This window comes from Brachyspira suanatina, from assembly GCF_001049755.1.
Taxonomy (GTDB): domain Bacteria; phylum Spirochaetota; class Brachyspiria; order Brachyspirales; family Brachyspiraceae; genus Brachyspira; species Brachyspira suanatina.
On the sequence record NZ_CVLB01000001.1, the window covers coordinates 1,969,725 to 1,982,656 of the forward strand.

Consider the following 12,932-nt stretch of genomic DNA (forward strand, 5'->3'; position numbering starts at 1 on the left):
TTATGCTTTTTTTAAAGGCACAGGAAGGCTTTTTACTGAATTTACTTTTTCATCAGTAATAGCTTTAGTAGGACATTTAGCTATACTTTCATTTGTAACAGCGTAGTCCTCATAATTAACTATAGCAAGATAATTATCAACTTTCATGCCGCCTTCTTTAGTATTTTTAACACATATACTACATCCAATACATGCCCTATCACAAGCTTTTTTAGCTATAGGACCCTTATCTTTAGATTTACAATAAACATGTATATCTTGAGAAGCAGGGTGAATCTCAATAAGTTTCTGAGGACAAGCCTTAACACAAGCACCGCAAGAAACACATTTGTCTTCAACTATAACAGGCATTCCTGTTTCTTCATCTTTAATAATTGCACCAAAATCGCAAGCGTTCATACAATCATAAAAACCAACACAGCCATAAGAACATTCTTTATTTCCGCCAGCCATAACAGCAGAAACACAAGTAGGTGCACCTTTATAAACTCTGTTAGATTTAGCTATGCCATTATGTCCATGACAGAAAATATATGCTCTTGTTTTTTCTTTTTGTTCAGGAGCTACTTTACCTAAGAAATCAGCAACTTTAGCAGCAGTATCAGGACCTCCAACAGAACAGCCGTCTACAGGAGCTTTATCATCAACTAAAGCTTTAGCGAACTGAGCACAACCTGGAAAACCACAACCGCCGCAGTTAGCACCAGGAAGCATTTCAGTAAGTGTTGTAACTCTTTCATCAACTTCAACTTTGAAAATTTTTGAAGAAAATATCAATAAAACAGCCAATATCAAAGCAATTAAGCCTGAAGATATTGAAGCTACTAAAACAGATGTCATCATTTTTATTATCCTTATAAAATACTTCTAACACTCAATAATCATATTTTTATTATGCCGGAAAAACCATAGAAAATAAGAGCAAGTATGCCAGCAGTAATGAAAGGCATAGCAGGACCTTTGAAAGCTTCCGGTATATCTGCAGTCATTAAACGTTCTCTTATGCTAGCCATTATAACTAAAGCCAATGTAAAACCAACTCCTGCACCTAAAGCAAATACTATATTTTGTATAAAGTTATATTTATATAAAACACCAAATAAAGCTAATCCTAATACACAGCAGTTAGTAGTAATAAGAGGAAGGAATATACCTAAAGCTAAATATAAACTTTCACTAGTTTTTCTTACTACCATTTCAACAAATTGTACTAAAGCTGCGATTACTATAATGAAAAGAATAGTTTGTAAAAATTCGATTTTAAAAGGAACTAATATATAATACTGTATCATCCAGCTAACTGCAGCAGTTAAAACCAATACAAAAGTAACTGCAATACCCATACTAATTGCTGAATCTAACTTGTTGGATACTCCTAAAAACGGACATATACCCAAAAATTTAGTTAAAACGAAATTATTAACTAAAACAGTTGCTACAAATAATAAAATTAAATTAACCATTAGCTTTTCCTCCTCTAGCATCTATAGCTCTTTTAATTGCGATTAAAGTTCCTAAAGTGAAGAAAGCACCAGGAGCCATAATCATAACAACCCAAGGAGTAGTAATTTCATTATATGCATTTAAAGCAAAAGGCATAGCAGACTCAAAGAAACCTCTTAAAGTACCTACTATATCAAATCCAAGCCAAGTACCATTACCTAAAATCTCCCTAATAGAAGCAAGTAATGTCAAAGCAATAAAGAAACCTACACCATTACCTAAAGCATCAAAAATACTAGGTATGATACCATTTTTATTAGCAAAAGCTTCTGCCCTTCCCAATATGATACAGTTTACAACTATAAGCGGTATATACGGACCTAATGCCAAAGATAATGTATAAAACTTAGCTTTCATAACAATATCTGTTAAAGTAACGAAAGCTGCGATAACCACTATGTATCCCATAATTCTAACTTCATTAGCATAAATCTTCTTAATAAGAGATATTAAAGCAGATGAACAAACCAAAACGAATATAGTAGCTACTGACATACCTATAGCATTCATTACGCTGCTTGTAACTGCTAAGCTAGGACACATACCAAGAACCTGAACGAAGGTAGGATTATTTTTCCAAACACCTTCCATAAATACCTGAGAATTTTTCATAATAATTTAACCTTGATTTAATTAAGATTACATATAATAATTTTACCATAAATAATAATTTTTTCAAGTGAAATTATGATTTACAGTGTTTTAATTATAATTTTAAAATACATATGATTATGCATAAAATATATTTTTATATATTTTATTGATTACTGTCACCTTTTACTTTGAAAAAAGACATAGCATCTTCTAATTTTATAGATAATTCCTCTAATTCCTCAGAAATTTCACTTACATCTTCTGCTAATTTAGTATTATTCTTAGAACTATCTTCTATATTAATTATATGAGAATTTATAGAATCTATTCCATCTTTTTGTAATTTTAAAGCACTGCTAAAATTAGAGAGTAAAGAATATGCTTTTTCGATCTTTTCTTTCATATTGTTAAATAATTCTTTAGATTGATTTGTAGAGTTGGCTGCTAACTCTATACGTTTCTGACTTTCCTCTATAAGGGCAGATATATCTTTTACAGATCCTGATGTGCTTTGTGCCAAATTTCTAACCTCATTTGCTACAACAGAAAAACCTCTTCCATTTTCTCCTGCTCTTGCCGCTTCAACAGATGCATTTAAAGCTAATATATTTGTTTGAAAAGCAATATTTTCTATAACATTTGTAATATCTTTTATTTTATTACTAGCCTCGCTTACTGAGTTAGCATTGTCAGCTGCTTCTGTAATACTACTGTCTGCCATATCTATAGAATTGTTAGCTTCTTTCATTATATTAATAAGCTCGTTAGCATAATTAGTAGTTTCCAATACAGAATTGCCTATATTATTAGTGATACTTGAAGTCTCCTGCATTTTATAAGAATTACTTTCTGTTTCTGCATGAAGTTTAGTATTTTTTGATGATATCTCTCCGGCCTTATCCTTTGCATCAACTGCTATACTATTAGCAACATTAACCGCATTTATCAATGCTGATTTCATATTATAAAAACTGCACATCAATTTTCCTATTTCATCTTTTCTAGTACTACAAGAAACATTATCATTATTAACTATATAACCTTTAGATATATTATCTGCCTCATTTACAACCATATTTAAAGGTAAAATTATAGATCTGGCTATCAATTTACCTATAAAACAAATAATAACGGCCATAATAATAGCTATAATTACAACTATTTTTGTAAGTCTATTTTTGTCTCCATAAATTTCATCTTGGCTATAGCTTACTATCAAGTACCAAGGTGTATTATGTATAGGATTAAATAATGCTATCTCTGATACACCATTATCATCTACATATTCCAAAATACCCTCTTTAGCATCCAAAACATACTGAAAGAATTCATCTTCTTTTTCTCTTATAGTTTCAGGTTTTCTCTCATAAGCTGAAGTACCTATTATATTACTTTCATATATATATAATTTATTTGTATCATTATGAGCTATTATATTCCTATTTTTATCGATTATCATTATAGAACCGGTTTCTCCTAATTGGCTAGGCATGATATAATCTGATATAAATTTCATCCAGTTAATAGAACTATTTAAAACTCCTACCACTTTTCCATTTTCATCTTTAACACCTTTCCATATAACACATATAGCATTAAGAGGATTAGCTGAAGAAGGCTGAATCAAATCTCTTCCTGCAAAATCAAATCCTGAATCTCTAAATCTAGTCCAGTCTGATGAATTTTTTCCATAATTAATATGAAGTAATTTACCGCCTATAGAATCAAGTACTATATTAGCATCAAAATTAACTAAAGAATAATTATAAAAAACCTGTGTATCAGCAACCTCTCTTGTAAATTCTTTCAACGATTCTTCTGCAGCTAATTTATTTTCTTCACTTGGATCAACTAGATATTTTGAGAGATTAGGGTCTTTAGAATATAAATCCATAACTAATCTTTTTTCAGTAAAATATAAATCTATCATATCTGAATATGATTTTGCCGCAACTCTTAATCCCTTTATAGCAGTATCTTCTATAGATTTAGAGCTTATTATTGTAATTATCATTACAATGATGAACATACATAAAATAAAAGTAATTGAAATTATAAAAGGTATCCTAAAAGAAAGATTATTTATTCTCATAATAATAAAACCATACTAAAAAAAATTTAGATATTTTTAAAAAAACTAATTAATTTTTATAATTTGTAATATAGTATAAAAAATAAAAAAAATCAAATTCTAAATATAAATAATTTAATTATAATACATAAAATACATTATTAGAGTAATTTATTAATAAAAAAACATATTTAATGTAAATAAAAAACAATAAATAATTAACAAAAATTTAATTACTTAAATACTAATTTATAAAAATAATTCATATTTAAATAATTTTTGCAATGTATTCAAAATCAATTTACATAACGCACCCCATAAACTTTAAAACTTTTTTATGATTTTGTAATCATATTATTCTATTATATCAACTTAGAAACAGTACACCCAGCCCAATTTTATTTAAATTAACAATTTCCACACCACACGCAGAGTAAGGCTATAAATATATGCCAATTGTGAATTCTAATTTTTATTATATTTGAAATTTTGATAAACATGTGTATATAAGCTTTTTAAGTAGAGAAGATTTTTAAATTTGAAAAAATCTAGGGTGGGCAGCTATAATTTCTAAATAAAACATTAAGAAAATTACTTGTAAAAATTTCAAAATAAATAACAAACCTAAAGGGTGGGGAATGAGAAAAAATTAAAAAACTTATTTACTGTATTTTTTGAATATACTTTCCATTTCATCATTGCAAACTATCATCAACTCTATATCTTTATTTATAGATAGATCCGCTCCATTTTTTAATAGAAGCTCAAATATGTAGGCATTTTTCTTTTGGGCGGCTATAACCAATGCAGTATTTCCTTCAGGGTCTGTAATATTAATATCAGCATTATTTTTTATAAAGAATTCGGCAAGTTTTATATGGTTTTTCTTAATAGCAACCATTAGAGGAGTATATCCATATTTTCCTCTTTTATTAATATCTGCATTATTATCCAATAACATTTTTGCAATTTTTCTCTTTTCAACAAGAGTTAAAGGCGTATCTCCAAAATCATCTTGAAAGTTAACATCTATTCCTTTTGATATATATTTAGCTACTTTATTGATTTCTCCATCTGAAATAAAATCAAGAAATCTAGAATTTTTCTTATACTCTTTATCATGATAGATTGTAAAAATGTCAAACATATCATAATTTTCATTTCTGCTAACATAATATAAGCCTCTTCTTCCATAAGCATCTCTTGCAAATACATCAGCTTTATTTTTTATTAAAATTTTTACTATATTAATATGATTATGCATAGCAGCAAGAATTAAAGCATTAAAACCAGATTTACTTTGAATATTGATATCAGCATTATTTTCTATTAATAAATTTAATATTTTTTCAGCATTATAAGAAGCAGCATACATTAAAGGTGTAATGCCGTCATTATCAATAGCATTTACATCAGCCCCTCTTTTTATAAACTCTAAAGCTATATCAAAATCATCGTCATTATTAGAAATATATTCTAAAGCGGTATTATTTGAATAACTTTTGAAATTAACATCAGCATTATGTTCTAATAATATTTTTATTATTTCTTTATAATGATTATGTGAAGCTAAAAGCAATGCATTAAGTCCGTTTGACCCATATATAGTATTATTAATGTCAACACCTTCAGAAATATATTTCAAAACATCATATATTTTATTTTCAATAACTGCATATAAAAATTTTATTTCTTTAGACGAAGCATCTAGTATCAATTTTCCTATTTTCTCTTTATAATGATTTTGATTATATGCCATATCTAATGCAGTTTCTCCATATTCATTTTTTAATGTTAAATCAGGATTATACTTTAAAAGAAGCTCAACCATTTTCACATTACTTTCATATACAGCATACATTAAAGGAGTTTCTTTTCTGTGATCTGATAAATTTATATCAGCATTATGCTCTAACAATATTTTTGCCATATCATAAGAATCATAATCACAGGCAATTATCAAAGGAGTTTTATCTAATTTATTTTGTACATTTGGACTTGCATTATATTCAAGTAAAGTGTTAACCATATCAATATTTCTATCTTCACATGCATATAGTAAGGCAGTATTTCTTTCGTTATTACTTATTTCTGTATCAGCATTATGCTCTAATAAAGCTCTTACAAAATCAATTTTTCTAGCATAAGAAGCATATATTAATGCTGTAGAACCTTTATTATCCTTTGCATTTATATCTGCTCCATACTCTAATAATATTTTTATTATTTCTGTACTAGGTTTATCATTTTTTATAAAGGCACAATATATTAATGCTGTTTCTCCTCTTTGATTTTTATAATTAGGGTCATAGCCATTTTCAAGTAATATTCTCACTATTTCAGTATGATTTTGACTGCAGGCTATCATCAAGGTAGTTAAATGATTATTTTCTAATTTAGTTTCTATATACATATTGGCTTTGTGTTCAAGAAGAATTGTTACCACATCTGCTCTACCATAAATACATGCATATATCAAAGCTGTATAATTATCATCGTTAGTAATATCTACAGAGGCATTATATTCTAATAAAAGTTTTATTATATCAGTATTTCCTTTATAAGAGGCAATCATTAAAGGAGTATATCCATCTTTATTTTTAAAATCAATTTCAATATCTTTTTTTTCAATAACATCTTCATTATTTTCATGTTCAATTAATATTTTTGCTATTCCAAATACATTTATATCTACATAATTATTTTTATTCAATAAATATTTTATTTGCTGAATATTACCTTCTTCTACAGCATTGAAAAATTCAATTTTTTCTTTATTTGTAAACATCATAAACCTCTAATAATATTACTACACCATAGTATAGTAAAATTAATAATTTTAGTCAATTTAATTAAAGCTTGGGCGGGCATTTATAATTTCTTGATAAAGCATTAAGAAAATTGTAAGTAAAAATGTTAAAATATATAACAAACCTAAAGGCTTGGGAATGAGAAAAAATTAAAAAACTTATTTACCATATTTTTTTAACATATCTTTCATTTCATCTTCTAACTCTATATAGAATTCTAAATCTTCACTATTTATAGATGGGTCCGCTCCGTTTTTTAATAAAAGCTCAAATATATCATATTTGTGATTTTTAGCAGCTACAATTAATGCAGTATTTCCTTCTGGATCAAACATATTAAGATCAGCATTATTTTCTATAAAGAATTCTACAAGATTGATATTATCTCTCCTTACAGCCATCATTAATGGAGTATATCCATCTCTTCCTTTTTTATTGATATCTGCATTATTATCTAATAATATCTTTGCAATCTCTATTTTTTCTACAACAGTTAAAGCTGTAAGTCCGTTATCATCTTGAAAGTTAATATCCCCTCCTTCAGATATATATTTATTTATTTCATCAGTTTTGGAATATAAAACATCAAAAATAAATTGACTACTTTTTTTATATTCATCATCATGATACTTACTAAAAATTTCATGCATCTCAGAATTCCAATTTTCGTCAGCATAATATAAACATCTTCTACCATAACCATCTCTTGCAAATACATCAGCTTTATTTTTTATTAAAGTTTTAACTATATTAATATGATTATGCATAGCAGCAAGAATTAAAGGAGTGTAGCCCAATTTAGTTTGAATATTAACATCAGCATTATGCTCTATTAATAAATTTAATATTTTTTTAGCATTATATGAAGCGGCATACATTAAAGGTGTAGCATTTTCATTATCTACAGCATTTACATCTGCTCCCCTCTTTATAAACTCTAAAGCTATATCAAAATTATTATCATTACTAGCAACATATTCTAAAGCTGTTTTATTTAACTGATTTTTAAAATTAACATCAGCATTATGATCTAATAATATTTTTATTATTTCTTTATGATGAAACTGTGAAGCCAAAAGCAGTGCATTAGAACCTATTGAGTCATCTGATTCATCTATAGTATTATTAATATCAATTCCTTCAGAAATGTATTTTAAAACCTTATCAGCATTATTTTCAGCAGCGGCATATAAAAATTGTATTTCTCTTGATGATGATTCTTTTATCAAATCTGCTATTTCTTTTAAATAATTATTTCTTTTATATGCTATATCTAATGCAGTTTTTCCAGATTCGTTTTTTAGTGTTAAATCAGGTTTATATTTAAGAAGAAGCTCTACAATTTCTGTATTTCTTTCTTCTACCGCATACATTAGAGGAGTTTCTTTTCTGTGATCTGACAAATTAACATCAGCATTATGCTCTAACAATATTTTTGCCATATCATAAGAATCATAATCACAGGCAATTATCAAAGGAGTTTTATCCAATTTATTTTGTACATTTGGACTTGCATTATATTCAAGTAAAGTGTTAAGCATATCAATATTTCTGCCTTCACATGCATATAGTAAGGCAGTATTTTTTTCATTATTACTTATTTCTGTATCAGCATTATTCTCCAATAAAACTCTTACAAAATCAATTTTTTTAGTATAAGAAGCATATATTAATGCTGTAGAACCTTTATTGTCCTTTGCATTTATATCTGCTCCATACTCTAATAATATTTTTATTATTTCTGTACTAGGTTTAGCATTTTTTATAAAGGAATAATATATTAACGCTGTTTCTCCTCTTTGATTTTTATAATTGGGATCATAACCATTTTCAAGTAATATTCTCACTATTTCAGTATGATTTTGACTGCAGGCCATCATCAAGGTAGTTAAATGATTATTTTCTAATTTAGTCTCTATATACATATCGGCTTTGTGTTCAAGAAGAATTTTTACCACATCTGCTCTGCCATAAATACATGCATATATCAAAGCTGTATAATTATCATCGTTAGTTATATCTACAGAGGCATTATATTCTAATAAAAGTTTTACTATATCAGCATTTCCTTTATAAGAGGCAATCATTAAAGGAGTGTATCCATCTTTATTTTTAAAATCAATTTCAATATCTTTTTTTTCAATAACATTTTTATTATTTTCATGTTCAATTAATATTTTTGCTATTCCAAATACATTTATATTTATATAATTATTTTTATCCAATAAATATTTTATTTGCTGAATATCTCCATCTTCTACAGCATTGAAAAATTCAATTTTTTCTTTATTTGTAAACATCATAAACCTCTAATATATATATTACCTCACTATAGTATAGTAAAATTAAAAAATCTAGTCAATAAATATAAAATTATAAAACATAAAATATTATAAATAATTTAAACATATTACCTTAATTGTTAATATAATATTTTATATAATCATTTATAGCTGGATACATACAAGATACAATAATTGACATACAAATAATTTACTATATAATTAGCAAAAATACATTTTATATTTGAGGTTTTTTATGAAATTTAAAAATTATGTTATAATTATGCTATTTTTTATAAGCATACATACTTTATTTTCACAAAATTTTAATGGCAGCCCTAGCATGGTTATATCTTTTAATTTTGGAACAATAACAAAAAAAATTAATACTACTCCTAAAGCAATTATTGAAGAAGCCTTAATGAAAGAATCATCTTCAATAAGTATAAAAGACTATCTATCATTCAATAAAATAATGGATTCTATAGATTTTTATTCCGATATAAGCGTAGTTTTTCATACTATAGATATGGAAAATTTTTCTATAATGATACCGTATAAAAATTTGAATTCCTTAAAAAACGGATTATATAATTTAATTGATACTCAAAACATAGAAACATACTACTCTGATGGAATTGAATATGTATATTTAGGTGAAGATGGAGTTATTGCTTCATTTTATAATGGAATATTATGTATAAGTTTTTCTAGTTCAGGAAATTATGCTGCAATGGCATATAATAAAAAACTATTAAACGGGGTTCTTTTAAGAGATAGAGGTTATTCAGAATTGCAAAATAAAACATCTGATATTAAATTATGGGCTGATTTATCATTATTTGATTTAGAAAATAACTATGATATAGATACAGAATATCTCAAAGATTCATCAATATCTTGTTATTTAGATATAGGTCAAAAAAATGCTACATGCGGTTTTAATGTCTATATGCCTCATATAAACATATCATCTTTGGATAAAAGATTAGATGAAAGAATGCTTAAGTTTATTGATGATAGTATATTATTTTTTACTCTATCATTAGATAGCAATGAAGCCCTTAATATTCTTAATAGATATTTTCCTAATATGAAAGAAGAAATTGAACATGAATTAAGTTTTTTTGAAACAGATTTTAATATGCTTGGAGGTGATTTAGTATTTTCTATGTTGGATAAAGATAATTATATTATGGCTTTATCTTTAAATAACTATAATCAATTTCTTAATTTAATAAAAAACAATAATGAATATTCTTCTATAACAAGTTTAGGAAACAATTCGTATTTTATAGAAGCATATGATTTTAATATGTATGTAGATCAAGATATTGTTTGTGTATTTAGCGACACTATGAGTTACTATGATATATCTAGAATAATTAATAATCAAAATAATAACTTTTCTAGAAAAAATTTAGGCTTTTTTATGAATAATAATATGACATTTTATTTTAATGTACAAAATATTTATAGACTTATGCAAGATGAATATTATGAATATGATGATATCATAAAGGAATTAAAGTATATTAGCGGAAGTCTAAACATAAAAGATAATAAAATAGAATCTAATTTTAGAATAGATTTCAAATATAGTACAGAAGAATTACTTCTTAAAACATTAAATTCTTTTGCAGAATCATTATAATAATCATAAATTAATAAAAAACTGTCTTAAAATTAAAATATAAGGCAGTTTTTTTATATATTAATTTCTAATCAAATATCATTATACCACATTCATTTGTTTTTAATGTATAAAATATATTAACATAATTATATTAACATAATATTAAGATATATTTTTTAATAAAACTGAAGAAAAAAATTTTTATTTAACTAAAAAAAAATTAATAATTAATACCCAACAACCGATAATAAGTCTGTGTTCAAGGAAGAATACATACAAATAATTCATGGAGGAACCATATGGTTATCAACAATAATATAAGTGCTATAAACGCACAACGCACTTTAAAATTCCGCCAAGTAGATCTTAAAAAAGATGCTGCTCAAATTTCTAGCGGTATGAGAATCAATCAAGCAGGAGACGATGCTTCTGGATTAGCAGTATCTGAGAAAATGAGAACTCAGATTCGTGGTTTACGTATGGCTGAAAGAAATACTCAAGACGGTATATCTTTCATTCAAACTACTGAAGGATACTTAGAAGAAACTACTAACATTCTTCAAAGAATTCGTGAATTAGCTATACAAGCTGCTAACGGTATCTATACTGACGAAGACAGACTTTATGTACAAATCGAAGTTTCTCAGTTAGTAGATGAAATCGACAGAGTTGCTTCTCAAGCTCAATTCAACAAACTTAACATGTTAACTGGAAGATTCGCTAGATCTACAGGTGAAAACACTCCTACAGCTTCTATGTGGTTACACATCGGTGCTAATATGGACGAAAGAAAACGCGTTTATATCGGTACTATGAACAGCCAAGCTCTTGGACTTAAAAACCCAGTTGGACCTGCTGTTACAGCTACATTTATCAGCGTTTCTAGCCCAGCTAAAGCTAACTCTGTTATCGGTATGGTAGACGAAGCTCTTCTTAAAGTATTAAAACAAAGATCTGACTTAGGTGCTTATCAGAACAGATTAGAAATGACAGCTCAAGGCTTAATGGTTGGATTCGAAAATATGCAGGCTTCTGAAAGCAGAATTCGTGATACAGATATGGCTGAAGCATCAGTTAAACTTGCTAAAGATCAAATTCTTAACCAAGCTAACTTGTCTATGCTTGCTCAAGCTAATCAGTTACCACAAGGTGCTCTTAGATTATTACAATAATTAATATTCAATTAATTTTGTAATATTAACCATATTATAAAGGGGGACATTCTTAATTGAATGTCTCCCCTTTTATTTTTAAACCTCTTATAAAATTTCTATCATCATATTAATTATATATTTATTACCATATTAAACTGTTTTGATATCTCTCTTTTTATAGCACTTAAATATTGAGATACTGCTGACTGTGTTACATTAAGTGTTTTTGCTAATTCCTCCTGACTTTTTCCTTCTGCAAATAATTTCATTATTCTTTTTTGTTTAGGTGTAAGTATAGCTATTATTAAATTTGAAACCCTACTATATTCACTTTCTGTTAAAGCATTGGAATACAGTATATTATCCAAATCTTCATTTGTTAATACACTTTCTCTGCTATCTGTATTATCAGAATTAATTTTCCTAGTACCTAAACTTTTATTAATCTCTTTCAAAACATCATTACAAAGTTTTTTACAAGTATCATATTTAGAGCATAAATGACACATTATATCAATACTCCTTTAAAATATATAATATTCTGTCTAAAATTTCAGGTTTATAATTTTCTATATCGATATTTTCTAATTGCCTGATAGCATTCTTTATATCAACACGCATTATAACCCATTCCTCCCAATTAGTTTTTTTGTTGTAAAAATAATCATCCTCCTTAATGTTGTCTAATATGTTCTTTATAAGTTTCTTATAATAAAGTGTTTTTTGTAACCTTTTCATAATAAAAACTCCTAGTAAATAAATACAGTATTATAATATACTGTATTTATTTACTATAAACTATATAAAATAAATTACAATAGACACTAATGTATTTTTATACAATAGTTATTATAAAAATAACAATTCTAGTATTATAAGAAT

10 protein-coding genes are annotated in these 12,932 nt (G+C 26.6%); 2 read left to right on the forward strand and 8 right to left on the reverse strand.

From position 1 onward, the window contains the following. The 6 genes from BRSU_RS08470 to BRSU_RS08495 all read right to left on the reverse strand — a co-directional run bounded on the left by BRSU_RS08470 (position 1) and on the right by BRSU_RS08495 (position 9,278). On the reverse strand, positions 1 to 843 hold the full coding sequence (locus BRSU_RS08470) for an RnfABCDGE type electron transport complex subunit B (protein ID WP_048594908.1): 843 nt from the start codon (positions 841 to 843) through the stop codon (positions 1 to 3). 38 nt (positions 844 to 881) lie between these two features. After that, positions 882 to 1,463 carry an electron transport complex subunit RsxA gene (gene rsxA / locus BRSU_RS08475; protein ID WP_008727194.1) on the reverse strand — a complete coding sequence of 194 codons (582 nt, stop codon included), beginning with the start codon at positions 1,461 to 1,463 and terminating at the stop codon, positions 882 to 884. Further along, complete coding sequence (gene rsxE, locus BRSU_RS08480; protein ID WP_008727193.1) at positions 1,456 to 2,115, reverse strand: electron transport complex subunit RsxE; 660 nt, start codon at positions 2,113 to 2,115, stop codon at positions 1,456 to 1,458. The genes rsxA and rsxE overlap by 8 nt, the downstream gene beginning before the upstream one ends. A gap of 145 nt (positions 2,116 to 2,260) precedes the next feature. Further along, positions 2,261 to 4,189 carry a methyl-accepting chemotaxis protein gene (locus BRSU_RS08485; protein WP_048594909.1) on the reverse strand — a complete coding sequence of 643 codons (1,929 nt, stop codon included), beginning with the start codon at positions 4,187 to 4,189 and terminating at the stop codon, positions 2,261 to 2,263. A gap of 637 nt (positions 4,190 to 4,826) precedes the next feature. After that, positions 4,827 to 6,956: an ankyrin repeat domain-containing protein gene (locus BRSU_RS08490; RefSeq protein ID WP_048594910.1), complete on the reverse strand. Its 2,130-nt coding sequence runs from the start codon at positions 6,954 to 6,956 to the stop codon at positions 4,827 to 4,829. Between the two features lie 180 nt (positions 6,957 to 7,136). After that, complete coding sequence (locus BRSU_RS08495; RefSeq protein ID WP_048594911.1) at positions 7,137 to 9,278, reverse strand: ankyrin repeat domain-containing protein; 2,142 nt, start codon at positions 9,276 to 9,278, stop codon at positions 7,137 to 7,139. Positions 9,279 to 9,516: 238 nt separating this feature from the next. Between BRSU_RS08495 and BRSU_RS08500 the strand changes: the two genes are divergently transcribed. Together BRSU_RS08500 and BRSU_RS08505 are read left to right on the forward strand one after the other, a co-directional pair. Beyond that, positions 9,517 to 10,914 (forward strand): hypothetical protein, encoded by a 1,398-nt coding sequence (locus tag BRSU_RS08500; protein ID WP_048594912.1) that lies wholly within the window; start codon positions 9,517 to 9,519, stop codon positions 10,912 to 10,914. Between the two features lie 281 nt (positions 10,915 to 11,195). Then, positions 11,196 to 12,068, forward strand: coding sequence for a flagellin N-terminal helical domain-containing protein (locus BRSU_RS08505; protein WP_048594913.1), 873 nt, complete (start codon positions 11,196 to 11,198; stop codon positions 12,066 to 12,068). Positions 12,069 to 12,181: 113 nt separating this feature from the next. Here the strand turns inward: BRSU_RS08505 and BRSU_RS08510 are convergent, their stop codons facing one another. Then, positions 12,182 to 12,559, reverse strand: coding sequence for a helix-turn-helix transcriptional regulator (locus BRSU_RS08510; protein ID WP_048594914.1), 378 nt, complete (start codon positions 12,557 to 12,559; stop codon positions 12,182 to 12,184). A gap of 4 nt (positions 12,560 to 12,563) precedes the next feature. Next, positions 12,564 to 12,788 (reverse strand): hypothetical protein, encoded by a 225-nt coding sequence (locus tag BRSU_RS08515; RefSeq protein ID WP_048594915.1) that lies wholly within the window; start codon positions 12,786 to 12,788, stop codon positions 12,564 to 12,566. Positions 12,789 to 12,932: the final 144 nt, after the last annotated feature.

Excerpts from the sequence above, each read along its gene's own strand:
- BRSU_RS08490 (WP_048594910.1), bottom strand. The coding sequence starts at position 6,956 with ATGTTTACAAATAAAGAAAAAATTGAATTTTTCAATGCTGTAGAAGAA.
- BRSU_RS08500 (WP_048594912.1), top strand. The coding sequence starts at position 9,517 with ATGAAATTTAAAAATTATGTTATAATTATGCTATTTTTTATAAGCATA.
- BRSU_RS08485 (WP_048594909.1), bottom strand. The coding sequence starts at position 4,189 with ATGAGAATAAATAATCTTTCTTTTAGGATACCTTTTATAATTTCAATT.
- rsxA (WP_008727194.1), bottom strand. The coding sequence starts at position 1,463 with ATGGTTAATTTAATTTTATTATTTGTAGCAACTGTTTTAGTTAATAAT.
- BRSU_RS08515 (WP_048594915.1), bottom strand. The coding sequence starts at position 12,788 with ATGAAAAGGTTACAAAAAACACTTTATTATAAGAAACTTATAAAGAAC.
- BRSU_RS08470 (WP_048594908.1), bottom strand. The coding sequence starts at position 843 with ATGATGACATCTGTTTTAGTAGCTTCAATATCTTCAGGCTTAATTGCT.
- BRSU_RS08505 (WP_048594913.1), top strand. The coding sequence starts at position 11,196 with ATGGTTATCAACAATAATATAAGTGCTATAAACGCACAACGCACTTTA.
- rsxE (WP_008727193.1), bottom strand. The coding sequence starts at position 2,115 with ATGAAAAATTCTCAGGTATTTATGGAAGGTGTTTGGAAAAATAATCCT.
- BRSU_RS08495 (WP_048594911.1), bottom strand. The coding sequence starts at position 9,278 with ATGTTTACAAATAAAGAAAAAATTGAATTTTTCAATGCTGTAGAAGAT.
- BRSU_RS08510 (WP_048594914.1), bottom strand. The coding sequence starts at position 12,559 with ATGTGTCATTTATGCTCTAAATATGATACTTGTAAAAAACTTTGTAAT.